This is a genomic window from Klebsiella sp. K-Nf6 (genome assembly GCF_002806655.1).
In the GTDB taxonomy this organism is placed as follows: Bacteria; Pseudomonadota; Gammaproteobacteria; order Enterobacterales; family Enterobacteriaceae; genus Klebsiella; species Klebsiella variicola.
Window position 1 is genome coordinate 135,467 of the sequence record NZ_PIBN01000009.1, and the last position, 22,939, is coordinate 158,405.

The 22,939-nt window shown below is 63.3% G+C and carries 20 protein-coding genes; 8 read left to right on the forward strand and 12 right to left on the reverse strand.

What is annotated here, in order from left to right:
- Nucleotides 1-18 precede the first annotated feature (18 nt).
- Together CWM61_RS16555 and CWM61_RS16560 are read right to left on the reverse strand one after the other, a co-directional pair.
- Nucleotides 19-1,017, reverse strand: coding sequence for an ABC transporter permease (locus CWM61_RS16555; protein WP_074386570.1), 999 nt, complete (start codon nt 1,015-1,017; stop codon nt 19-21).
- Entirely contained in the window at nt 1,014-2,516 is a 1,503-nt protein-coding gene (locus CWM61_RS16560; RefSeq protein WP_074386571.1) for a sugar ABC transporter ATP-binding protein, read from the reverse strand. Before CWM61_RS16560 ends, CWM61_RS16555 begins: the two co-directional genes overlap by 4 nt.
- 163 nt (nt 2,517-2,679) lie before the next feature.
- Between CWM61_RS16560 and CWM61_RS16565 the strand changes: the two genes are divergently transcribed.
- The 4 genes from CWM61_RS16565 to CWM61_RS16580 all read left to right on the forward strand — a co-directional run bounded on the left by CWM61_RS16565 (nt 2,680) and on the right by CWM61_RS16580 (nt 5,434).
- A complete protein-coding gene (locus tag CWM61_RS16565; RefSeq protein ID WP_074386572.1) occupies nt 2,680-3,768 on the forward strand; it encodes an oxidoreductase in 1,089 nt (362 codons plus the stop codon).
- A gap of 57 nt (nt 3,769-3,825) precedes the next feature.
- Nucleotides 3,826-4,569: an SDR family NAD(P)-dependent oxidoreductase gene (locus CWM61_RS16570; RefSeq protein ID WP_100631565.1), complete on the forward strand. Its 744-nt coding sequence runs from the start codon at nt 3,826-3,828 to the stop codon at nt 4,567-4,569.
- Nucleotides 4,570-4,752: 183 nt separating this feature from the next.
- Nucleotides 4,753-5,055, forward strand: coding sequence for a type II toxin-antitoxin system RelE family toxin (locus CWM61_RS16575; RefSeq protein ID WP_061155386.1), 303 nt, complete (start codon nt 4,753-4,755; stop codon nt 5,053-5,055).
- A complete protein-coding gene (locus CWM61_RS16580) occupies nt 5,030-5,434 on the forward strand; it encodes a helix-turn-helix domain-containing protein (protein WP_002893905.1) in 405 nt (134 codons plus the stop codon). Before CWM61_RS16575 ends, CWM61_RS16580 begins: the two co-directional genes overlap by 26 nt.
- Here CWM61_RS16580 and CWM61_RS16585 read toward each other — a convergent pair.
- The 7 genes from CWM61_RS16585 to entC all read right to left on the reverse strand — a co-directional run bounded on the left by CWM61_RS16585 (nt 5,431) and on the right by entC (nt 13,008).
- Entirely contained in the window at nt 5,431-5,628 is a 198-nt protein-coding gene (locus tag CWM61_RS16585; RefSeq protein ID WP_002893903.1) for a YbdD/YjiX family protein, read from the reverse strand. The genes CWM61_RS16580 and CWM61_RS16585 overlap by 4 nt on opposite strands.
- A gap of 92 nt (nt 5,629-5,720) precedes the next feature.
- Nucleotides 5,721-7,826: a pyruvate/proton symporter CstA gene (cstA, locus tag CWM61_RS16590; RefSeq protein ID WP_074386574.1), complete on the reverse strand. Its 2,106-nt coding sequence runs from the start codon at nt 7,824-7,826 to the stop codon at nt 5,721-5,723.
- A gap of 355 nt (nt 7,827-8,181) precedes the next feature.
- Nucleotides 8,182-8,595, reverse strand: coding sequence for a proofreading thioesterase EntH (entH, locus tag CWM61_RS16595; RefSeq protein WP_025714607.1), 414 nt, complete (start codon nt 8,593-8,595; stop codon nt 8,182-8,184).
- Nucleotides 8,596-9,351, reverse strand: a complete 756-nt coding sequence (entA, locus tag CWM61_RS16600; protein WP_074386575.1) for a 2,3-dihydro-2,3-dihydroxybenzoate dehydrogenase EntA — start codon at nt 9,349-9,351, stop codon at nt 8,596-8,598. It lies immediately after the preceding gene.
- Entirely contained in the window at nt 9,351-10,202 is an 852-nt protein-coding gene (gene entB / locus CWM61_RS16605) for an enterobactin biosynthesis bifunctional isochorismatase/aryl carrier protein EntB (RefSeq protein ID WP_100631566.1), read from the reverse strand. Before entB ends, entA begins: the two co-directional genes overlap by 1 nt.
- Before the next feature lie 13 nt (nt 10,203-10,215).
- Complete coding sequence (entE, locus tag CWM61_RS16610) at nt 10,216-11,823, reverse strand: (2,3-dihydroxybenzoyl)adenylate synthase EntE (protein WP_100631567.1); 1,608 nt, start codon at nt 11,821-11,823, stop codon at nt 10,216-10,218.
- A 9-nt stretch (nt 11,824-11,832) separates the two neighbouring features.
- Nucleotides 11,833-13,008 carry an isochorismate synthase EntC gene (gene entC / locus CWM61_RS16615; RefSeq protein WP_100631568.1) on the reverse strand — a complete coding sequence of 392 codons (1,176 nt, stop codon included), beginning with the start codon at nt 13,006-13,008 and terminating at the stop codon, nt 11,833-11,835.
- A gap of 187 nt (nt 13,009-13,195) precedes the next feature.
- Between entC and fepB the strand changes: the two genes are divergently transcribed.
- Nucleotides 13,196-14,155 carry a Fe2+-enterobactin ABC transporter substrate-binding protein gene (gene fepB / locus CWM61_RS16620; protein WP_100631569.1) on the forward strand — a complete coding sequence of 320 codons (960 nt, stop codon included), beginning with the start codon at nt 13,196-13,198 and terminating at the stop codon, nt 14,153-14,155.
- 466 nt (nt 14,156-14,621) lie between these two features.
- On the opposite strand, the gene entS is transcribed toward fepB, so the two are convergent.
- Nucleotides 14,622-15,863, reverse strand: coding sequence for an enterobactin transporter EntS (gene entS, locus CWM61_RS16625; protein ID WP_100631570.1), 1,242 nt, complete (start codon nt 15,861-15,863; stop codon nt 14,622-14,624).
- 112 nt (nt 15,864-15,975) lie between these two features.
- Here entS and fepD point away from each other — a divergent pair, with 112 nt between their 5' ends.
- The 3 genes from fepD to fepC are packed head-to-tail and all read left to right on the forward strand — an operon-like array spanning nt 15,976 to nt 18,763.
- Nucleotides 15,976-16,983 carry a Fe(3+)-siderophore ABC transporter permease gene (fepD, locus tag CWM61_RS16630; RefSeq protein ID WP_008805582.1) on the forward strand — a complete coding sequence of 336 codons (1,008 nt, stop codon included), beginning with the start codon at nt 15,976-15,978 and terminating at the stop codon, nt 16,981-16,983.
- Nucleotides 16,980-17,972 (forward strand): iron-enterobactin ABC transporter permease, encoded by a 993-nt coding sequence (gene fepG, locus CWM61_RS16635; protein ID WP_012968727.1) that lies wholly within the window; start codon nt 16,980-16,982, stop codon nt 17,970-17,972. The genes fepD and fepG overlap by 4 nt, the downstream gene beginning before the upstream one ends.
- Nucleotides 17,969-18,763, forward strand: coding sequence for an iron-enterobactin ABC transporter ATP-binding protein (gene fepC / locus CWM61_RS16640; RefSeq protein WP_100631571.1), 795 nt, complete (start codon nt 17,969-17,971; stop codon nt 18,761-18,763). The genes fepG and fepC overlap by 4 nt, the downstream gene beginning before the upstream one ends.
- Before the next feature lie 64 nt (nt 18,764-18,827).
- Here the strand turns inward: fepC and entF are convergent, their stop codons facing one another.
- Entirely contained in the window at nt 18,828-22,709 is a 3,882-nt protein-coding gene (gene entF / locus CWM61_RS16645) for an enterobactin non-ribosomal peptide synthetase EntF (protein ID WP_100631572.1), read from the reverse strand.
- A 10-nt stretch (nt 22,710-22,719) separates the two neighbouring features.
- A complete protein-coding gene (locus CWM61_RS16650) occupies nt 22,720-22,923 on the reverse strand; it encodes an MbtH family protein (RefSeq protein WP_074386583.1) in 204 nt (67 codons plus the stop codon).
- Nucleotides 22,924-22,939: the final 16 nt, after the last annotated feature.

The following is a 22,939-nucleotide window of genomic DNA, read 5'->3' on the forward strand; positions in this document are numbered from 1 at the left end:
TGTTTACCCTGTAAAATGTTAAGTACGGCGCTGAAAATAGGTCAGTGCCAGCGCGCCAGCCAGGACCAACCCTTTAATAATGTCCATCGCGTAATACGGCACCGAGAGCATCACCAGCCCGTTGGAGAGCACGCCGAGGATCACCGCCCCCACCAGCGTCCCCAGGGCGTTCGGTTTACCGGAGCCCGCCAGCGAAAAGCCGATCCATGCCGCCGCCACCGCGTCCATCAGATAGCCGCCGCCGGCGTTGACCTGCGAGGATCCGATACGCGAGGCCAGCAGAATGCCGCCCAGTCCGGCCAGCAGCGAGGCAATCACGTATGCTGCGACTTTGTAACGAGTGATCCGCAGGCCGGAGAGCCGCGCGGCTTCCGGGTTGCCGCCGATGGCGTACATCCGCCGTCCGTGGGTGGTGAACGACAGCGCCAGCTGAGCGACCAGCGTCACCACCAGCATGATGATGACGATGGTCGGCACCTGCCCCAGCTCGCCAAAGGCCGCCGGGATAGTGCCTTCCGCCATCTCGCCGCTCGGCAGCACCATGTTTTCAGTAATCGAACCGCCGTAGCTGTAAGTCATCGCCACGCCCTGAATCACAAACAGGCTGGCCAGGGTGGCGAGCATGTCAGGAATGCGCAGCACCACGATCAGAAAGGCGTTAAACAGCCCCACCAAGGTGCAGAGCGCGAGGGTGATCAGAATCGCTTCGGTGGTCCCCAGGCCATGCCAGACAAACAGGGAAATCACCAGCGCGTTAGCCAGCGATGCCGTCGATCCCACCGACAGATCAAAGCCGCCAATGGTGAGAGAAATCGACACCCCGATGGCAATCACCGTGACAATCGCGATCGAGCGCAGAATGTTGATGATGTTGAACGGATCAAGGAAGTTGTCCGAGGCGAGGCCAAAGACCGCCACCAGCAGCACCACGGTCAGCAACATGCCCCACTTATAGAGAAAATCAAAAAATCGCTGACGGCCCGATACCGTCGCGTTTACTGCCAGGGCCTTGCTCACGCTGCCGCTCCTCCGGTTGAATAATAAAGCAACGTCTCTTCCCGGGCTTCCGCGCCGGGGATCTCCGCCACAATCCGTCCGTCCCATAGCACGCAGATGCGGTCGCATAAACCGACCAGCTCGGCGAATTCACCCGAGGCATAAATCACCCCTTTGCCTTCCCGCGCCAGACCATCGATCAGCATGAACAGATCGGTTTTCGCTTTCACATCGACCCCTTTGGTCGGTTCGTCAAAAATCAAAACATTGGCATGACTGCGCAGCCATTTGCCAATGGCCACCTTCTGCTGATTGCCGCCGGAAAGACGGCGCAGCGTCTGCCCCGGGCCAGTGGCGCGCACGCCGAGGCGGGCAATCACCTCCTCCGCCCAGCGCCAGGCCTGCCGATGGCCAAACAGGCTCCAGCGCGAAAAGCTGTTATCGGCGCTGACCGCCAGGTTCATCGCGATCGGCTCTTCGATGAAAATGCCCTCTTTGCGCCGCTCCTCCGGGACCAGCGCCAGGCCGCGCCCCACCGAGTCGGCTGGATCGCGCGGTCGCCACGGCTGGCCGTTCAGCTCGCCACGCTGCACCCGGCTTTTGCTGGCGCCGAACAGCGCTTTGCACAGCTCGGTTTTGCCCGCGCCGGCCAGCCCGGCGATACCAAGAATTTCCCCCTTCCGCAGGCGCAGCGAAATATCCTGCAGCAGCGCCTCATCATGCAAACCGTCAATCTGCAGCAGCACCTCTTCGCCGTGCGGCGGGCGCGGCGGCGGGAAGATATCGCTCAGCTCGTGGCCCAGCATCTTTTCGACAATCTGTTCGCCGCTCAGCGGCGCCATCGGGCCGCTTTCAATCAGCCGCCCGTCGCGCAGCACCGTCAGGGTGTCGCAGATTGCCTTCAGTTCATGGATACGATGCGAAATAAACACCACCCCGATCCCCTGCTGCTGCAGACGGCGTACTACCGCAAACAGGCGCTCACTTTCATGCTGATCCAGCGGCGCGGTGGGCTCATCCAGAATCAAAAAGCGGCAATGATGCGACAGGGCGCGGGCCAGCAGGATTTGCTGTTTTTCGGCGAGCGTGCAGCTGTCAATGGAGCGTCTGACGTCCAGCGCCACGTCCAGCTGCGCCAGCGCCTCGCGCGCCAGCTGCCGAACCCGCGACCAGCGAAACGCCATGCCCGGCTCCGCCAGCCTGTCCAGCATGATGTTTTCCGCAATGCTCAGGCCCGGTACCAGCGCCACATCCACCTCCTGCTGCACCAGGTGGATCCCCAACTGTTTAGCATCCCGCGGCGAACGAATGGTGACCGGCTGATCGTTGATCGTCACCTCGCCCTGATAGTGAGCATGCGTCCCGCACAGCACGGCCATCAACGTCGACTTACCCGCGCCGTTGGCCCCGGTCAGGGCATGCACCGACCCGCCATGAAGGGTAAAGTCCACCTTGTTCAGTGCCTGAAAGCCGGAGAAGGCCAGGCTAATGTTATGCATCTCAAGGCGGTTCGCGCTCATCACTGTTCCCGTGCGGTAATTAATCTTCTGATTTAACGAATTTTTCATAGCCGCCGCTGGCTGACAACTGCGTAAAAAGCATAAGATACAACGAAATAATATTAGCCATCTGGATGTCCAGACATAACATCAGTTTAGCCCAACACCTATAAGGACAGCTTCCATGAGCAACAGCGACATCCGCGTCGTACCCGGCCCGGCCAACTATTTCTCCCACCCTGGCAGCCTTGAGCGGCTGAGCGATTTTTTCAGCGCCGACCAGCTCTCGCGGGCGGTGTGGGTCTATGGCGAGCGCGCCCTGGCCGGTGCCGAACCTTTTCTGCCGGCGGCCTTCCACCTGCCGGAGGCAAAAAAGATCCGCTTTACCGGCCACTGCAGCGAACGCGACGTGGCGGAGCTGGTGCAGGCCTCCGGTGACGATCGGGCGGTAGTGATTGGCGTCGGCGGCGGCGCGCTGCTCGACAGCGCGAAAGTGCTGGCCCGCCGCCTGGGGGTACCGCTGGTGGCCATCCCGACTATCGCCGCTACCTGCGCGGCGTGGACGCCGCTCTCGGTGTGGTACAGCGACGCCGGACAGGCCCTGAATTTTGAGATCTTCGATGACGCCAACTTCCTGGTGCTGGTCGAGCCGCGCATCATTCTCAACGCCCCGGCGGAGTATCTGCTGGCGGGCATTGGCGACACCTTAGCCAAATGGTATGAGGCCGTGGTGCTGGCGCCGCAGCCGGAGGCGCTGCCGCTCACCGTGCGGCTGGGGATTAACGGCGCGCTGGCGATCCGCGACGTGCTGCTGGCCAGCAGCGAAACGGCGCTGGCGGACCAGCGCCGCGGCGATCTGACCCAGGCGTTTCGCGATGTGGTAGATGCGATTATCGCCGGCGGCGGGATGGTTGGCGGGCTGGGGGAACGTTACACCCGGGTCGCCGCCGCCCATGCGGTGCACAACGGACTGACGGTGCTGCCGCAGACGGATAAATTCCTCCACGGTACCAAAGTCGCCTACGGCATTCTGGTACAGAGCGCCCTGCTTGCTCAGGACGATGTGCTGGCGCAGTTAGTGCAGGCGTATCAGCGCTTTAACCTGCCGACCACCCTGGCGGCACTGGAGGTCGATATCAATAACCGCACAGAACTGGACCGGGTCATTGCCCATACCCTGCGCCCGGGCGAGTCGATTCACTATTTACCGGTGACGTTAACCCCTGAGGTTCTGCGCGCGGCGTTTGAGAAGGTGGAATACTTCAGCCGTTAATCACCCCGACCGTCTATACCTAATGATGATTCTCACCACTCTCGCAACGAGGTCATCATGCAGATCGATTTAACAGGTAAGAAGGCGCTGGTTACCGGCGCCAGCCGTGGGTTGGGTCGCGCAATCGCGCTGTCGCTGGCACGCGCCGGTGCCGATGTGGTTATTACGTATGAAAAATCGGCCGATAAAGCCCAGGCAGTCGCCGATGAAATAAAGGCGCTGGGTCGGCACGGCGAGGCGGTGCAGGCCGACAGCGCCAGCGCGCAGGCGATTCAGGATGCCGTCACCCATGCGGCCCGGTCCCTCGGCGGGCTGGATATTCTGGTCAACAACGCCGGGATCGCCCGCGGCGGCCCACTGGAATCCATGACGCTGGCGGACATTGACGCGCTTATCAACGTCAATATTCGTGGGGTGGTCATCGCCACCCAGGAAGCGCTGGTGCATATGGCCGATGGCGGACGGATCATCAATATCGGCAGCTGTCTGGCTAACCGCGTGGCCATGCCGGGCATCGCGGTTTACGCCATGACCAAGTCCGCCCTCAACTCCCTGACCCGTGGCCTGGCGCGTGATTTAGGCCCTCGCGGGATCACCGTTAACCTTGTCCATCCAGGGCCGACCAACAGCGATATGAACCCGGAAGACGGGGAACAGGCGGAAGCCCAGCGCCAGATGATTGCGGTCGGTCACTACGGCCAGCCGGAAGACATCGCCGCGGCGGTTACCTTCCTCGCCAGCCCGGCCGCCGGGCAGATCTCCGGTACGGGGCTGGACGTGGATGGCGGTTTGAACGCCTGATCGCACATTTTCTGCAAGCCTCTGTCACCCGGCAGAGGCCTTCCCGCTCCGCCTCGACGGGTTGCGTTTTGCCTCTTACCTGCGTTTTTTCTCCGCTCTACAGTACCCCATAAGAAATTCGGAATTTATCTAATAGTCTTATTATTTCCTTATATTTTGTGTGGGCGTACAGTGGAGGTACAGATGAAGATTGTCTGGTCAAAAACGGCAGATAAGCAATTTTCTAAAATCGATAATCGGTATAAGAGCCGCATTAAATCCAGGCTGGAGAAGATGGATGATAAAGCTTCACCTATCTCGGATATCAAAAAATTGTCCTCTCCCGAAAACCACTACCGGCTGCGATTAGGTGATTACAGAGTCATCTACACCTTTGGGGATCCGCCGGGCGATACCTGCTACGTCGTGGCGGTTAAACGCCGAACCACCACCACCTACCTTCATGAGGAACATACCGAATATGACTATTCAGTACATCAAGGATGAAGAAGGAAAAGACCAGTATGTCGTCATTCCTTACAGTGATTACTTTCGTATGCGCCTGGCGCTGCTGGAGTACGACGACGAGGATGAAAACGATTGGGAAGATATTCCTTATGAATCAGACATCTATGATAACGTCATGCTGCCTGGCGAAGTATGCGACGTGATGCATAAAGAAAACGTCAGCCTGCAGGCCGCGTGGCGCATCCTGCGCGGGCTATCCCAGCAGGAGGTCGCGGCTAAACTCGGCATCAGCCAGTCCGCGGTGTCACAGCTGGAAGCGCTGGACTCCCGTCCGCAGAAGCGCACCCGCGAGAAGCTGGCGGCGATTTACGGCTGTACCCAGGAGCAAATCAGCCTCTATCTCCCCAAAGAGGGTTAACAGCACTTCGCCCCGCCCTTGCCGCCGTAGCGCGCGTCCTGGCGCTCGCGAAAGAACTCTTCATAGGTCATCGGCGTCTGATCCGGGTGGGTTATTCGCATATGCTCGACGTAGTTATCGTAATCCGGCACGCCGATCATCATCTTCGCCGCCTGGCCTAAATATTTTCCCGCTTTGGAAAGGGTGTCGAACATAAGTCATTTCTCTTTTGTTTCCCTCTCCCAAAGGGAGAAGGAGGATCAGAAATGTAGGCCGGGTAAGGCGAAGCCGCCACCCGGCACACCGGTTAATGCGCCCCTTTCGCCTGGGTCTCAATCGCGTCCAGGTTTTCAGGCATTGGCTCATACGGCGTCTCTTTCGCCGTCGGTTTGTCCTCTTTCAGCGCCGCCAGCGCGGTTTTAATCGAGAACAGCGCCAGCACCACCACCACAATCATAAAGAAGATGGTCAGCCCGGCATCGAGACGGTTGTTAAACACCAGCTGCGCCAGCTGTGATTCGGTATATTGCGGCGGAATGGTGCCGCTGTCGATCATCGCCTGGAATTTATTAGCGATCGCCAGGAAACCGACTTTGGTGTCCGGGCTGAACGACTTCTGCCAGCCGGCGGTCAGGGTACAGATCAGCAGCCAGCTGGTCGGCAGCAGCGCCACCCACGCGTAGCGCTGGCGTTTCATCTTGAACAGGACCACCGCGCAGAGCATCAGCGCCATCCCCGCCAGCATCTGGTTGGCGATACCGAACAGCGGCCACAGGGTGTTAATCCCGCCCAGCGGATCCACTACCCCCTGATGCAGGAAGTAGCCCCACGCCAGCACGCACAGCGCAGTCGCCAGCAGGTTAGCCGGCAGCGAGCTGGTTTTTTTCAGCCCCGGGCTAATCACGCCCAGCAGATCCTGCAACATGAATCGCGCCGCGCGGGTGCCGGCATCAACCGCCGTCAGGATAAACAGCGCCTCAAACAGAATGGCGAAGTGGTACCAGAACGAGACATCCATCAGCCCGCCCAGCGAGCCGTGCAGGATGTAGGCCATCCCCACCGCCAGGGTTGGCGCGCCGCCGGCGCGGGAGATAATCGACTGTTCACCCACCTCACTGGCGATCTGATGCAGCGTATCAGGCGTAATGCTAAAGCCCCAGCCGCTCACCACCTGCGCCGCCGAGGCGACGACATCGGTGGTTCCCGCCGGCGCCAGCACCGCCATCGGGCTGTTCATCGCGAAGTAGACGCCTGGGTCGATGATACAGGCCGCCACCAGCGCCATAATGGCGACGAAGGATTCCATCAACATGCCGCCGTAGCCGATAAAGCAGGCCTGGCCTTCGTTGGCCAACATTTTCGGCGTGGTGCCGGAGGAGATCAGCGCGTGGAAGCCGGAGACCGCGCCGCAGGCGATGGTGATAAACAGGAACGGGAACAGGTTGCCGCTCCACACCGGGCCGGTACCGTCGACGAACTTGGTCAACGCCGGCATGGTCAGGGTCGGGCGCATAATCAGAATGCCAATCGCCAGCCCAACAATGGTGCCGATTTTCAGGAAGGTGGAGAGGTAGTCGCGCGGGGCCAGCAGCAGCCAGACCGGCAGTACCGCGGCAATAAAGCCGTAGCCCACCAGGATCCAGGTCAGCTGTACGCCGGTGTAATCAAACCACGGCGCCCAGGTCGGGCTTTCCGCCACCCAACCGCCGGAGATGATGGCGAACACCAGCATCACCAGGCCGATCACCGACACCTCGCCGATGCGTCCCGGACGCAGGTAACGAATATAGATGCCCATAAAGATCGCCAGCGGAATAGTAAAGGCGACGGTATAGGTGCCCCACGGGCTGTGGGTCAGCGCTTTCACCACGATCATCGCCAGGACCGCGAGGATGATGACCATGATCATAAAGCAAGCCACCAGCGCCAGGACGCCTGCGGTCGGCCCCATCTCCTCTTTGACCAGTTCGCCAAGCGAGCGGCCATCGCGACGGGTCGAAACAAACAGCACCATAAAGTCCTGTACTGCCCCGGCCAGCACCACGCCGGCGAGGATCCAGATCATCCCCGGCAGGTAGCCCATCTGCGCGGCGAGCACCGGGCCCACCAGCGGTCCTGCCCCGGCAATCGCCGCAAAATGGTGACCGAACAGCACTTTCTTGTCGGTTGGAACGTAGTCGAGGCCATCGTTATGCCGCACCGCCGGCGTCATTCGCGTCGGGTCAACGCCGAGCACGGTTTTGGCGATATACAGACCATAGAAACGATACGCGATCAGATAGACGCAGACCGCGGCGACGACAATCCACAGCGCGTTGATCTGCTCACCCCGGTTTAAGGCGATATAGCCGAGGGCAAAGGCGCCGATCACGGAGAGCAATGTCCAGATGAGGTATTTCCCTGAATTATTCATTGTTGTGGTCCACCGGTAGGGTAATCAGGATGTTACATTTTGTTTCTAGATCACAACGCAGAATTTAACAACATCGAAACAGCGCAGATGCCGTACGCCCACAGAGATTTGTCTCACATTGCTAGCGAGATCACTTAAGGCAGGAAAATGAATGAAAGGATTACCGTGAACGGTGCCGTTTTTTTTGTCGGGTGGCGGCTAACGCCTTACCCGACCTACAGATCCGTAGCCCGGCTAAGCGCAGCCCGAGCAGGGAAATTCCCGGATGGCGGCGCGCTGCGCCTTATCCGGGCTACTCATTGCGCCGATACGTAGCCCGGCTAAGCGTAGCGCAAGCCGGGGAAATAGCGGCTCCTTAGCCCAGCACCGCGGTGCCCAGACGACAAGTACAGCAGCGCCGCCCCTTCTCGTCATACACCACTATCTCCCAGCTCTGGCTCTGGCGGCCAAGATGTAGCGGACGGCATTCGCCGCGCACTTTCCCGCTGGAGACCGCCCGGTGATGGCTGGCGTTCAGCTCAGTCCCGACGACGCACTGCCCCTCTTCGGTCATCAGCCAACCGGCCATCGAGCCCAGCGTCTCCGCCAGCGCCGCGGAAGCGCCGCCGTGCAGCAGGCCAAACGGCTGATGGGTGCGCGCATCCACCGGCATCTCCGCCTCCAGCAGCCCCGCTTCCAGCCGGGTGTAGACGATCCCCAGATGCGCCACCATAGTGTTTTCGCTGCTGGCGTTCAGCGCCGCCAGCGTGAGCTCTCGCTTCCAGGCCATTTACGCCCCCAGCGTCGAGCCGCCATCAACCACAATATCCTGCAGGGTAATATGGCTGGCGTGAGAAGAGGCGAGGAACAAAATGGTATTGGCGATCTCCTGCGGACGAGCGATTTTACCCAGCGGGATCCCGAGCTTAAACTGCTCGCCGAAGCCGCGGATCCGCTGCTGCTCGGCATCGTCGCTAACCCACAGGGTGCGCTGCATATCAGTATCGGTAGAGCCCGGCGAGACCAGATTACAGCGCACCCCGCTGCCCGCCAGCTCAAGGCCAACGGTTAACGCCAGGCTTTTCAGCGCCGCTTTCGAGGCGCCATAGGCGCTCATGCCGATACGCGGCGTATGCGCGGCATCGGAGGCGACGGTAACGATCGCCCCGCCCCGCTGACGGCGGAACTGGGCCATCGTCTGCTGAAACAGATTAAACGCGCCGCCAACGTTGACCGCGAAGGTTTGCTGCCAGTCTTCCGCGCTCAGCTGATCGGTGGCGCCCATGCGCAGGATCCCGGCGGCGTTCACCAGCACGTCCAGTCGTTCGATGTTGTTGAGCAGCCGCGCGCACACGTCGCGAACCTGGTCGGCATCGGCGACGTCCAGCGTTTCGGTGGCAAACGGGTAGCCTTCGCCGGCAAAGGCAAGGTCGAAACCGGTGACGTTAGCCCCGGCCTCGACGAAAGCCAGCGCGGTGGCATAGCCGATCCCTTTACCTGCGCCGGTCACCCACACGGTCTGGCCGCGAAAATCCAGCGCCGCCATTATTGCACCTCACGGGAGAGCAGCGCCCACCAGGCGTCGATGGTCGGGTTCTTCGCCAGCATCACGAAGTCGATATCGCCGTGCACTTTGCGCCAGCGGGCGGCCAGGGCCATCATCCGCACCGAATCCAGACCGTAGTCGATCAGGTTTTCATCATCCAGCGGTTCGTCGGATTCGTCGAGCAGCGGCAGGATCAGCGTGCGCAGCGCCGCTTTAGAAGCCGGCAGAGGCAGCAATTCTTCGGTCATCACCACGCGGCCGGAGCGGCCGGCGACGTATTTCAGCGCCATCAGGTGCTCTTCACGGCTGAAGTCCGCCAGGGCGTCGGCGACAAAGAACGGTTTGATATCGCGCATGAAAGCATCGGTGGCGGTGGTCATGCAGCCGATATGAGCATAAACGCCGGTGATGATCAGCTGGTCGCGGCCGGCCTCTTTCAACATCTCCTCCAGCGGCGAGCGATGAAATGCGCTGTAACGCCATTTCACCAGCACGGTATCGTCTTCATCCGGCGCCAGCGCGGCAATCACCTGCTGTTGTTCCGGCGAGCGGGTCAGACCCGGCCCCCACATATCATTCAGCAGCGCCCGATCTTCATCGCTCTGCTCTTTCGGCTGGGCGGTGTAGTACACCGGAATGCCGTTCTGTTTGCAGAAGTCGCGCAGGGCGGCAATATTCGCCACCACTTTCTCCATCATCGCGCTGTTTTCGCCCCAGAAGTTGAGGAAATACTCCTGCATATCGTGGATCAGCAGCGCGGCGCGCGACGGCTCAAAGGCCCAGTTGACTTTGTTCGCCGGGATATCGCTGGCTTCCGGCAGCGCATATGCCTGTAATTTAGGGATTGCCATTCTCTGTTCTCCTTCAGCCCAGCTTGCCTTCGGCCAGCCACTGACGTAATTGTTTTTTATCGACTTTGCCCACCGGCGTCAGCGGCAGCGCGGCAACGCACTCCACGCGATCCGGCAGTTTAAATTCAGCCACCCCCTGCTCGCGCAGGAAACGGCGCACCGCGACGGCGCGCAGTGGCGAGGTCACCACCAGATAAGCGCAGCTTTTCTCACCCAGCAGGTTGTCTTCGATGCTGACCAGCGCGGCGTGGATCACCGCCTCATGGCGCAGCAGCAGGTTTTCGATCTCTTCGGCGGCGATCTTCTCGCCTCCGCGGTTGATCTGATCTTTTTCCCGGCCCTGGACGGTGATATAGCCGTCTTCGTCGATCGAAATCAGATCGCCGGAGCAGTAAAACCCGTCAGCGTCAAAGGCTTCTGCGTTATGCTGCGGGCTGTTGTAGTAGCCGCGGAAGGTATACGGCCCGCGGGTCATCAGAAGGCCCACTTCGCCGCGCGGCAGCGGGTTGCCATCGGCATCCGCTACCCACACTTCATCGTCCGGGCACATCGGGCAGCCCTGGGTATGGATGATCCGCTCCGGGCTGTCGTTAAGGCGGGTGTAATTCACCAGCCCTTCCGCCATGCCGAACACCTGCTGCAGCTGGCAGCCGATTTCCGCCGGAATGCGCGCGGCGAGGGTCGCTGACAGGCGCGCGCCGCCAACCTGCAACAGCTCCAGCGATTGCAGTTGCGCGTTGCTGCCCCATTCATGAATGGCCTGCAGCCACAGGCTGACCGCCGGCGGCACCAACGAGGCAACGTTGATCTGATGTTGTTCAATCAGCGGGAAACAGAGGGTGGCGCTCGGGTCGGCGGCGAGGATCACCCGCCCGCCGGCGAGGAAGACGCCGAGCGAACCCGGGGAGCTCATCGCATAGTTATGCGCCGCCGGCAGCGCGTTGAGGTAGCGCGTCTCCGCATTAATCCCGCAGATCTCGTTGCTGCGGCGGATACTGTAGTCGTAATCGTTATGGGTGCGCGGGATCAGCTTCGGCGTCCCGGTGCTGCCGCCGGAGAGCTGGAAAAAGGCCACTTCGTCGGCAGGGGTTGGATTGGCGACAAAGTTATCCGCCGGGCGGTTAATCTCCGTCGCCAGATCGCGCTCGCCGCCGTCGTTATGCAACAGTGCGACGCGCAGGGAAGGATGTTCAGCGATAAACGCATGGAGGAAGCTATCGTCAGCAAACAGCGCGTGCTCGCGATCGGCAATCAGCAGCGCCGGTTTAATCTGCGCGGCGTAGGCGTTAAGCTCGCTGCGCTGATGGCTGAACAGCGCGTTCACTGGCGCGACGCCGATGCGCAGCAGCGCGAAGAAGGTGATGTAAAACTCGGCGACGTTGCCCAGCTGCACCAGCGCGGTTTCCCCGCGCTTCAGTCCCTGGCGCTGCAGCGAGCAGGCAAGGTTGTCCACCAGCTGATTAAACTGGCGGTAGCTAATCTGCCGCTCGCCATCGATAATCGCCACGGCGTCGTTTTCCGCGTGACGGGTGATCAGATTGGTTAACGGCAGATCCTGCCAGTAGCCTTTTTGACGATAGCGGGCCGCGAACGCCTCCGGCCAACGGGTAAATGCAATCATCCTTGCCTCTTAATTCAAGCCAAATACGTTAAGCATGGTGGTCAGTTTGACGCCGGTTTCGCGCCATTCGCCCAGCGGCGAGGAGGCCGGAACGATGCCCGCGCCGGCAAACAGGCGCAGTGTACGCTGCTGCAGACGCGCGCAGCGGATGGTTACCACCCACTCACCGTTGCCTTCATCGTCACACCAGCCGACGATGCCGCCGAACAGCTGGCGGTCGAAGGGTTCCAGTTCGGCAATCAGGCGCTTCGCCACCTGGTGTGGGAAGCCGCTCAGCGCCGGGGTCGGGTGCAGCAGACACGCCAGCGACATGGCATTTTCTTGCGCCAGCGCGGTGCCTTCGATTGGCGTCGCCAGATGCCAGAGCGTCGGCGTCGTGATCAGCTGCGGCGATGCCGGCAGCGACAGCTGGCTGCTGCGCGGGCCCAGCACGCTCTTCATCGCCTGGGTCACCAGCTCGTGCTCGTGGCGATCTTTGCCGGATGCCAGCAGCCTGTTACCCGCTTCCCGGTCCAGCACATCGTCCGGTTGACGACGAGCGGAGCCAGCCAGCGGCAATGAGCTGAAGCGCGGCCCTTCTTTACGCAGCAGCAGCTCCGGGCTGGCGCCCAGCAGCACGCCGCCGTCGGAGAGCGGCACGTGGAAGTTAAAGCTGGCGGGGTTCTGGGCGATCAGTCGCTCCATCAGCGCGCCGCTGTCGACGCGGTCGCGGGTGGTAATATCGATAAGCCTTGAGAGCACCACCTTGTCCACTTCCGGGGTGGCGGTCAGCGCGGCAGCGCGTTCCACCATGGCTAAAAACGCGTCCTGCTCCGGGATCTCCCGGCGTTCCACCACTTCCATTGTCTCCAGCGGCGCGGCGTAGCGGGCGGAACGCTGTTTTTCCGGACGAGAGAACGCTTCCCAGCGCTCGGGGATATAGAGCTCGGAAGGCTGACAGGTGTCGAACGGGATAGCCCCCACCATCACCGGCTTGCGGATCCCCGCCGCGCGGGCGTCGGCAAAAGCGGCGGCCAGTTGCTGCTGGAACTCACCGTTCAGCGCATCGCCGCCGACGGCGGGATGTGAAAAGCGGCGGAAGCAGCCGGAGGTGCTAAAACTGCGGTACGGCGACATAAAGAAGAAGCTGTCCGGAGACAGGGTCTGGGTGTGTTTCTGTACATCCTCAGCCAGTGACGTTTCCATATCATCCTCCAAAAACGATAAATATATTACGAATAATTATCATTTGTATTTTGGTTGGCTAACCTAAAAGGTATTGCCCGCCATGTCAACCGCGTTACGTCATTGCGCGCCACTTTGGCTTGCATCCTGCTGACGCAAAGTTGAAAATGAGACGCATTTATTACCTTTCGAATCAGGATGCGATGACGTGAACTACTTTTCTTTCTGCCGCCGCAGTGCGCTGACCGGCATGCTGTTGCTTTTAGGAATTACCTCAGCCCAGGCGGCGGACTGGCCGCGCCAGATCACCGACAGCTACGGGACGCACACCCTGGCGAGCCAGCCGCTGCGCATTGTCTCCACCAGCGTGACCCTCACCGGCTCGCTGTTGGCGATTGACGCCCCGGTGGTCGCCAGCGGCGCCACCACGCCGAACAACCGCGTGGCCGATAGCCAGGGATTTCTGCGCCAGTGGAGCGAGGTCGCCAAAGCCCGTAAGCTGGCGCGGCTGTACATCGGCGAACCGAGCGCGGAAGCGGTGGCCGCCCAGATGCCGGATCTGATCCTGGTGAGTGCCACCGGCGGCGACTCTGCCCTGCCGCTGTACGATCAGCTCAAAACGATCGCCCCGACGCTGGTCATCAACTATGACGATAAAAGCTGGCAAACTCTTCTCACCCAGTTGGGGCAGATCACCGGCCATGAGCAGCAGGCCAGCGCGCGCATTGCCGACTTCAATAAACAGCTCGTTTCGTTAAAAGAAAAAATGAAACTGCCGCCGCAGCCGGTGACCGCCCTGGTCTATACCGCCGCCGCACACAGCGCCAATATCTGGACGCCGGCATCGGCCCAGGGGCAGATGCTCGAACAGCTGGGCTTTAGCCTGGCGACGCTGCCGGGCGGCCTGCCCGCCAGCCATAGCCAGGGTAAACGCCACGATATCGTGCAGCTGGGCGGGGAGAACCTCGCGGCCGGTCTGAACGGCCAGAGCCTGTTCCTGTTCGCCGGCGACCAGAAAGATGCGGATGCCATCTACGCCAACCCGCTGCTGGCGCATCTCCCGGCGGTCGAAGGTAAACGCGTCTACCCGCTGGGCACCGAGACCTTCCGCCTTGACTACTACAGCGCCCTGCTGGTGCTCCAGCGTCTCTCCAGCCTGTTCGGCTAACGCGGGCCGTACCATCACTTGCCGGGCGGCACTGCGCTTGCACCGGCCTACAATGCCCGAGACCGTAGGCCCGGTAAGGCGCAGCCGCCACCGGGCATCAGGACGGGTACGCAACCTGAACTCTTTGCCGGGCGGCGCTGCGCTTGCCCGGCCTACAATGCCAGCCCCCCCAGGCCAGACCGTAGGCCCGGTAAGGCGCAGCCGCCACCGGGCATCAGGACGGGAATGCGGCCTGAACTCTTTTGCCGGGCGGCGCGGCGCTTGCACCGGCCTACAATGCCAGCGCCCTCCAGGCCAGACCGTAGGCACGGTAAGGCGTAGCCGCCACCGGGCATCAGGACGGGAATGCGGCCTGAACTCTTTTGCCGGGCGGCGCAGCGCTTGCACCGGCCTACAATGCCAGCGTCCCCCAGTCCAGACCGTAGGCCCGGTAAGGCGCAGCCGCCACCGGGCAATCGCACCCTACTTAACTTTCGTTGACGATTTCCGGGCGCTGGAAACGGCGCAGCTCGCGTAGCAGCCCCACCAACAGCACGCCGACGAGCGCCAGTGCCCAGCCGCTGGCGCTGGCGGAAGCCGCCGGGGCCATCACCGCCCCTAAGCCACCGAGCAGCGCCGCGCCGATGGCGTCGCCGGTGACGTTTTGCGCGGTCCACAGACCATTAATCCGCCCGAGCATATTTTCCGGCGTCTGAGTCTGGATCAGGGTGTACTGCAGCAGCGAGCTGATGGCGCTCAGCCAGCCAAACAGCGCCAGGCACAGCGCGCCCAACGCCCAGTGCGGCATCAGGCTGAACAGCGCAATGGCGACAAACGATCCCACCGTCGTCGCCAGCATCAGCGCGCCGGGCCGCACCGTCTGGGCCAGCTGGCCGCTGGTCAACGCCCCCAGCGCCGCACCGAGCGGAATAGCGGCATACAGCAGGCCAATCTGTCCGGCCGACATCTGCCAGCTCCCGGCCAGCGCCGGATAGAGCACCCGCACCGCGCTGGCCATGGTCAGCAGACCGCCAAGCAGCGCAATCCCGCCGATAAGCGGGCTCTGGCAGAGGAAGGTCAACCCCGCCAGCAGAGAGCGCAGCGGATGCTCGCGCGGCTGCGGAGGTGGCGGCAGCTGCGGCAGACGCAGCAGGGTTAAGGTGGTGATAAAGGTCCCCGCCGCCGCCAGGCCGAAGTTCCAGGCCACGCCGCCGGTGGCCAGCAGCAGGCCGCCGATCATCGGCGAAATCACCGAGCCAAGACGCACCGTCAGCATAGTGATGGCCCCGGCTTGCATCAGGTTTTCCCGTCCCACCAGCGCCGGCGTCGCCGCCAGCAACGCGGTCACCCCCAACGAGGCGAAGAACCCATCCCAGATCCCCAGCAGGTAGATCGCCGCCAGCGACGGCTCCGGCAGCAGGGCGTTCAGACACAGGCCGACAAAGCCCACGCCGCAGGTGCCGCGCGCCAGCAGGATCAGGCGTTTACGTTCATAGCGGTCAGCCAGCACGCCCCCCACCATCAGGCCAACAAACATCGACGCGCCGGTCAAGGTCACCGACAGCCCGACCTGCCAGGTCGAATGAGTCATCATCTGGATCTGGACCGGAATGGCCACGCCCAGCAGGCCAAGCGACAGAATAGAGATAAAGCGAGCGATAAAAACGGCGCGAAACGCCGGGTGAGTTTTCAGCAGGCTGAGATTGAGCAGCCAGGATTGTCGGTTCATTACAGCGCCTTGTCGTTATTTTTAATACCCTTTTTACTGTGGGTCATGCTACCATAGCTGAATAAAATCGATAACGATAATTACTATCATTATCATATCAGGGATGTCAGTTATGTCGTTTTCTACGACCGCGGTACGCTCTGTCGCCGTGCCCGGATTGTTGCTGTTACTCGCCTTAGCCGCCGCGCTTAGCCTGACCATCGGCGCTAAATCGTTGCCGATCGGCACGGTATTCACCGCCTTCAGCGGAACCTGTCAAAGCGCCGACTGCACCATCGTGCTGGACGCGCGCCTGCCGCGTACCCTGGCCGGTCTGCTGGCCGGCGTCGCCCTCGGTCTCGCCGGCGCGCTGATGCAGACGCTCACCCGCAACCCGCTGGCCGACCCCGGCCTGCTGGGGGTCAACTCCGGCGCCAGCTTCGCCATCGTCCTCGGCGCGGCGCTGTTCGGGATCACCTCCCCGCAGGAGCAACTGCTGCTGGCGTTTTGCGGCGCGCTCTGCGCCTCGCTGCTGGTGGCCTTTACCGGCAGTCAGGGCGGCGGCCAGCTGAGCCCGGTGCGCCTCACCCTCGCCGGGGTCGCCCTTGCGGCGGTGCTGGAGGGGCTGTCCAACGGCATCGCCCTGCTCAACCCGGACGTCTACGATCAGCTGCGCTTCTGGCAGGCCGGTTCGCTGGATATCCGCACCCTGCAGACGCTGAAAATTGTCCTGCTGCCGGTGGTGATGGCGGGGATCGCCGCCCTGCTGCTGAGCCGGGCGCTTAACAGCCTGAGCCTCGGCAACGATACCGCCACCGCCCTCGGCAGCCGCGTCGCCCGCACCCAGCTGATCGGCCTGATCGTCATCACCGTCCTGTGCGGCAGCGCCACCGCCGTCGTCGGCCCCATCGCCTTTATCGGCCTGATGATGCCGCATATGGCGCGCTGGCTGGTGGGGGCCGATCATCGCTGGTCGCTGCCGGTCACCCTGCTCGCCACCCCGGCCCTGCTGCTGTTTGCCGACGTGATTGGCCGCCTGCTGGTGCCCGGCGAACTGCGGGTATCGGTGGTGAGCGCCTTTCTCGGCGCGCCGGTGCTGATCTGGCTGGTGCGCCGCCAGCCGCGGGGAGGTGGCCTGTGATTGCCCCGTCCCGCCGCCTGATAGCCAGTTGCCTGGTGCTGATGGCCGCCAGCCTGCTGATTTCCCTGCTCGGGCTGGCGCAAGGCCCGGTGCCCCTGACGATTGACCAGGTGTTCTCGGCGCTGTTCGGCGATGCGCCGCGCAACGTCGCGATGGTGGTGAACGAATGGCGGCTGCCGCGGGTGTTAATGGCGCTGCTCATCGGCGCCGCGCTCGGCGTCAGCGGCGCCATTTTCCAGTCGCTGACCCGCAACCCGCTCGGCAGCCCGGACGTGATGGGCTTTAACACCGGCGCCTGGAGCGGCGTGCTGGTGGCGATGGTCCTCTTCGGCCAGAACCTGACGGCGATTGCCCTGGCGGCGATGGCCGGCGGGGTGTTGACCTCGCTGGTGGTCTGGCTGCTGGCCTGGCGCAACGGGATCGAGACCTTCCGCCTGATCATTATCGGCATCGGCGTGCGCGCCATGCTGGTGGCATTCAACACCTGGCTGCTGCTGCGCGCCTCGCTGGAGACCGCCCTTTCTGCGGGCCTGTGGAACGCCGGATCGCTTAACGGCCTGACCTGGGGTAAAACCTGGCCGTCGGCGCCGCTGATCCTGTTGATGCTGGTGGGCAGCGCCCTGCTGGTTCGCCGGATGCGACTGCTGGAGATGGGCGACGATACCGCCTGCGCGCTGGGGGTGCAGGTCGAGCGTTCGCGCCTGCTGCTGATGCTGGTGGCGGTGGTGCTCACCGCCGCCTCGACGGCGCTGGCCGGGCCGATCTCATTTATTGCGCTGGTGGCACCGCATATCGCCCGCCGCCTGAGCGGCACGGCCCGCTGGGGACTGACCCAATCGGCCCTGTGCGGCGCGCTGCTGCTGGCGCTGGCCGATTACGGCGCCCAGCGGCTGTTTATGCCGTGGCAGCTGCCGGTTGGCGTGTTAACCGTCAGCCTCGGCGGTATTTACCTTATTGCATTGTTGATTCAGGAGTCCCGCAAAAAATGAGTGCTGTCCCCTCCCGTTTGCGCGGCGAGCAGTTAACCCTGGCCTACGGTAACAAGACCATCGCCGAGTCGCTGAACGTGACCATCCCTGACGGCCACTTCACCGCCATTATCGGCCCCAACGGCTGCGGCAAGTCGACGCTGTTGCGCACCCTCAGTCGCCTGATGACGCCGGCCAGCGGCCACGTCTGGCTCGACGGCGCGCAGATCCAGCAGTACGCCAGTAAAGAGGTTGCCCGCCGCATCGGGCTGCTGGCGCAGAATGCCACCACTCCTGGCGATATCACGGTGCAGGAGCTGGTGGCCCGTGGGCGCTATCCGCACCAGCCGCTGTTTACCCGCTGGCGCAAAGAAGATGAAGAGGCGGTGAACAAGGCGATGCGGGCGACCGGGATCAGCGATCTGGCGCTGCAGAGCGTCGACACGCTTTCCGGCGGCCAGCGGCAGCGGGCGTGGATTGCGATGGTGCTGGCCCAGGAGACGGCGATTATGCTGCTTGATGAGCCAACCACCTGGCTGGACATCAGCCATCAGATCGATCTGCTGGAGCTATTGAGTGAGCTGAATCGCGAGAAGGGCTATACCCTGGCGGCGGTGCTGCACGATCTTAACCAGGCCTGCCGCTACGCCACCCACCTGATCGCCCTGCGCGACGGCAAGATCGTCGCCGAGGGGGCGCCGAAGGAGATCGTCACCGCCGATCTGATTGAACGGATTTACGGTCTGCGCTGCACGATCATTGAAGATCCGGTGGCGCATACGCCGCTGGTGGTGCCGCAGGGCCGCCGGTAATCTCCTCTTTCCCCGGCTTGCGCAACGCTGAGCCGGGCTACCTGCTGTAGCCCGAACTCAACCGTTACCCCAGAATCTCCCGCACCACCGGGCCGATGGCCTCAAAGGCCTGTGGGGAGATAATGTCGACGTGGGCGCAGTTCTGGCTGAACACCTCCAGCTCGCCCACCCACGGGCTCCATACGACCTGCGGATCCATCCCCGCCTGCCGCGTCTTCTCCGCCACGAACAGCGTCGCCTTGCCGTCAAACTTCGCGCTGTGGGCGGTGGTTAACAGCCGCACCGCATCGGCATAGTTGCCTTCGATAGCGCTGAACAGCTCGCCAGAGGCTTGCCCCTGCTGGGCGGCGAGGAACGCCTCGCGCTCGCGGTCGATCTCCGCCAGTACCTCGGGATCCAGCCCGTTGGCCTCTTTCTCCGCCCAGTTTTGCGTCTCCGGCGGCCAGGTATCCAGCAGGCCGAGGAAGGCCACCGCTTCGCCGCGCTGGCGCAACCGGGCGGCAATGCCCTGGGCTAAGGTGCCGCCCAGCGAATACCCAAACAGGTAATAAGGGCCGTGCGGCTGCTGCGCCAGCAGCGTGCGCAGATGGTGCTCGCACACCTCGTCGAGGCTGGTGGCGGTGACCATCGGCCCCTGCGGGCGCGGCGACTGAATACCGGTTATTGACCAGCGCGGGCTGAGATAGCGCGCCAGCACGCTGAACTGCCAGGCAAAGCCGGAGGCGGGATGGAAGCAGAACAGCGTCGGGCCGTCGCTCTCGCGCAGCGGCAGAAGCGTATCCAGCCCCAGGCGCCGGGCCTGCTCATCGCTGAGATCGGCGGCCAGCAGCGCGCTCAGTTTGCCCACCGTCGAGGCCACCATCACCTGCCCCGGAGTCACCTGCCGCGCCAGCTGGCGGCTGAGCTGTGCCGCCAGGCGCATCGCCAGTAGCGAATGACCGCCGAGGGCGAAGAAATCGGCGTCGATATCGTTCACCTCGCAGCCCAGCAGCTGGCTGAAGGCGGCGGCGACAAGGGTTTCCATGCCGGGCTCCGGCGGTCGGCCGCTGCGTTCGCCGCCGAGGGTCGGCAGCGGCAGCGCTTTGCGGTCCAGTTTGCCATTGGCACTCAGCGGCAGGTCGGCGAGCTGCATCAGCACCACCGGTACCATATGCGGCGGCAGCTGTTCCGCCAGCCGCGCTTTCAGTGCCGCGGTATCCAGCGGCAGGCCGGAGTCAGAGACCAGATAGCCCACCAGCTGCCGGGCATCGCCGCCGGTCGCCGCCGCCTGATTGAAGACGCAGGCGTGACTCACCGCCTGCGCCACGTCCGGCAGGGCCGACATCACCCGGTCAATCTCGCCAAGCTCGATGCGCTGCCCGCGGATCTTCAGCTGATCGTCGCTGCGGCCAAGGTACTCCACCGCGCCGTTCGTCAGCCAGCGCGCCACGTCGCCGGTGCGATACATCCGCTCACCGGGGGCAAACGGGTCGGCAATAAAGCGGCTGGCGGTGAGGTCCGGACGCCCCAGATAGCCCTGCGCCAGCTGGATGCCGGTGAGATAAAGATCCCCCGCCACCCCCGGCGGCACCGGGCGCATCGCGGCATCGAGAATGCGCAGCCCGGTGTTCCATACCGGCCAGCCAATCGGCACGCTGCTGCCGGTCACCGCCGCCAGCTCAGGGCCGCAGGCCGGATACCAGCTGACGTCCACCGCCGCCTCCGTCGGGCCGTACAGGTTATGCAGCGGCGCGCCGGTTAAGCGCTCCCATTCACGGCACAATTCCGTCGGCAGCGCTTCGCCACTGCAGAATACCCGCCGCAGCGTGCGGCAGGCGGCGACGCTGTCGGCATCCAGCGAGGCGACAAACGCCGCCAGCATCGACGGCACAAAGTGGGTGGTGGTCACGCCGTAGTGGGCGAAGAACTGCTGCATCGCCTGCGGGTCGCGGTGCGCCTCCGGCTCGGCCATCACCAGCTGTGCGCCGGCGATAAACGGCCACCAGAACTCCCACACCGACACGTCAAAACTGCACGGCGTTTTCTGCGCCACCACGTCGTCGGCAGATAACGGATAGCGATCCTGCATCCACAGCAGGCGGTTGACGATGGCGGTCTGGCCGACCATCACCCCTTTCGGCCGCCCGGTGGAGCCGGAGGTAAAGATGATGTAGGCGGTATGGTCCGGTTTTGACAGCGCCAGCGGCGCGTCATCCCCGGCGGCCAGCGGCTGCTGGTAGCAGAGGCTTTCCAGCCCCGGGATATCGCTGAAGCGGGCCAGCTGATCCTCCGAGGTGATCAGCAGCGACGGCCGGGCGTCTTCCAGCATCATCCGCAGGCGATCGTCCGGGTAGCCGGTGTCCAGCGGCAGCCAGGCGGCCCCCGCTTCGACAATACCGTGCAGCGCCAGGGTCAGGAACACCGAGCGCGGCAGGGCTACCGCCACGCTGTCGCCCGGCTTCACGCCGCGCTGACGCAGCAGCTGCGCGAGCGCCACCACCTGCTGACGCATCTCGCGATAGCTGAACTGCCAGCGGGCGTCCGCCAGCGCCGGGGCATCCGGGGTCTTCCGCGCCTGGTCGGCCACCAGCGCGCTGAGGGTGGTGGCAGGCAGCGGCACAGCGGTATCGTTGACCGCCGCCAGCCGGACCAGCTCGTCGGCGGAGAGCATTTCTGCTTCGCCGCAGCGCAGCGCCGGATCGGCGGCGAACTGCGCCAGCAGCGCGGTCAGTCGCGCCATGTGGCGACGGAGCTCGGCTTCATCGTACCGGGCCTTGTTGGCGAGGATCTCCAGCGACAGCCCGCCGGTCTCATCCGGGAACAGCGCCAGCTCGAGATCGTTGACCGGGCCGGTGGCGAGGGTGTGGGTCACCGCCTCGACGCCGTCGATATCCAGCTGGTAATCAAAGACTTTGACGTTCAGCACCGGGCCGAACAGCGGTTCGTCCCCTGCCGCTTTGCCGCTGTCGCGAACGATCTGTTCGGCGTCATAGCGCTGATGGCGGCGCATCTTTTTCAACTGACCGGCGAGGCGCATCGCCAGGTCTGCCAGCGTCTCCTGGGCGACAATATGCACCGCCAGAGGCAGGACATTGAGCACCGGCCCCGTCGAGGTCAGCGCGGCTGAACCCATCCGGCGCATAAAGATAAAGCCCGCCGCGTAGTCCATCCTGTTGCACAGGCGGCCCAGCCACAGCGTGGTGAGCGCCAGCGCCAGGTCAGCGGGCTGACACTGCGGCGCATGGCCGGCCAGGCGGCGGAAGGCGTCGGCGTTCATCTCCAGCTTCATCCGCCAGATATCGCTCCCGGCGGCGCGTCCGCCCAGCGGCGCGGCAGAGAGTGAGGCAGGCGCCGGTAACGCCTGGCGCTGGGCCTGCCAGAAGGCTTTATCCCGCTGCCAGGCCTCGCTGCCGGCGTAGCGCTGGTACTCGTCCACCACCTCGGCGAAGGGGGTGAAAGGCGACTCAGGAGTGGCTTCCCCCCGCTGCCAGGCGCGGTAAATGGCAGCGATCTGCCGGGTTATCGCCGGGAAGCTGAAGCCATCCACCAGCAAGTGGTGATAGCGCTGATACCAGTACCAGCGGTCGTCGCCGACGCGCAGCAGCTGATGGCACACCAGCGGGTTGCCGCCGTCGACACGCAGATCCTGCGCCAGGTCCGCCTGCATCCGCTCCGTGGCGGCGCGATGCGGATCCGGCGCCGTACGCAGGTCAATGATCGCCGGTTCGCCAAAGGTGCGGTCGGCCGCCACCCACTGCCAGACTTCCCCCTCCTCTTCCTGAAAGCGCAGGCTGAGGGTGTCCGCCTGCTGCAGACCGGCGACAATCGCCTTACCCAGCAGCGCCGGGTCGAGTGCGCCCCGCAGTTCAACATAGTGGGCCACGCTCCAGGCGCCTGGCAGAGTGGAGAGGCGCTCGGCCATCCAGATCCCCGGCTGCGCGGCAACCAGCGGTAAACGAGTGGTCATTGTCAGCTCCTTATGACGCATGATGGGCGGGAGTCAGGGTTGACCAGTTGGCCGCCAGCCAGGCGTTGCAGTCCTCGGCCGACTGCGGGGGGCACACCACCGTCCAGCCGTCAGGCAGGGCGCAGTGCCCCGGCCACAGGCTGTACTGCTGCTGGTCATTGCGCAGAATGTAAAACTGCCCTTGCGGATTGTCGAAAGGGTTACTGAATTGCATATCAAACTCCTGTCGT

What these genes read in the sequence shown, in the direction of transcription:
- CWM61_RS16560 (WP_074386571.1), bottom strand. Translation starts at nt 2,516, where the DNA reads ATGAGCGCGAACCGCCTTGAGATGCATAACATTAGCCTGGCCTTCTCC.
- CWM61_RS16565 (WP_074386572.1), top strand. Translation starts at nt 2,680, where the DNA reads ATGAGCAACAGCGACATCCGCGTCGTACCCGGCCCGGCCAACTATTTC.
- CWM61_RS16570 (WP_100631565.1), top strand. Translation starts at nt 3,826, where the DNA reads ATGCAGATCGATTTAACAGGTAAGAAGGCGCTGGTTACCGGCGCCAGC.
- CWM61_RS16575 (WP_061155386.1), top strand. Translation starts at nt 4,753, where the DNA reads ATGAAGATTGTCTGGTCAAAAACGGCAGATAAGCAATTTTCTAAAATC.
- CWM61_RS16580 (WP_002893905.1), top strand. Translation starts at nt 5,030, where the DNA reads ATGACTATTCAGTACATCAAGGATGAAGAAGGAAAAGACCAGTATGTC.
- CWM61_RS16585 (WP_002893903.1), bottom strand. Translation starts at nt 5,628, where the DNA reads ATGTTCGACACCCTTTCCAAAGCGGGAAAATATTTAGGCCAGGCGGCG.
- cstA (WP_074386574.1), bottom strand. Translation starts at nt 7,826, where the DNA reads ATGAATAATTCAGGGAAATACCTCATCTGGACATTGCTCTCCGTGATC.
- entH (WP_025714607.1), bottom strand. Translation starts at nt 8,595, where the DNA reads ATGGCCTGGAAGCGAGAGCTCACGCTGGCGGCGCTGAACGCCAGCAGC.
- entA (WP_074386575.1), bottom strand. Translation starts at nt 9,351, where the DNA reads ATGGCGGCGCTGGATTTTCGCGGCCAGACCGTGTGGGTGACCGGCGCA.
- entB (WP_100631566.1), bottom strand. Translation starts at nt 10,202, where the DNA reads ATGGCAATCCCTAAATTACAGGCATATGCGCTGCCGGAAGCCAGCGAT.
- entE (WP_100631567.1), bottom strand. Translation starts at nt 11,823, where the DNA reads ATGATTGCATTTACCCGTTGGCCGGAGGCGTTCGCGGCCCGCTATCGT.
- entC (WP_100631568.1), bottom strand. Translation starts at nt 13,008, where the DNA reads ATGGAAACGTCACTGGCTGAGGATGTACAGAAACACACCCAGACCCTG.
- entS (WP_100631570.1), bottom strand. Translation starts at nt 15,863, where the DNA reads ATGAACCGACAATCCTGGCTGCTCAATCTCAGCCTGCTGAAAACTCAC.
- fepD (WP_008805582.1), top strand. Translation starts at nt 15,976, where the DNA reads ATGTCGTTTTCTACGACCGCGGTACGCTCTGTCGCCGTGCCCGGATTG.
- fepC (WP_100631571.1), top strand. Translation starts at nt 17,969, where the DNA reads ATGAGTGCTGTCCCCTCCCGTTTGCGCGGCGAGCAGTTAACCCTGGCC.
- entF (WP_100631572.1), bottom strand. Translation starts at nt 22,709, where the DNA reads ATGACCACTCGTTTACCGCTGGTTGCCGCGCAGCCGGGGATCTGGATG.
- CWM61_RS16650 (WP_074386583.1), bottom strand. Translation starts at nt 22,923, where the DNA reads ATGCAATTCAGTAACCCTTTCGACAATCCGCAAGGGCAGTTTTACATT.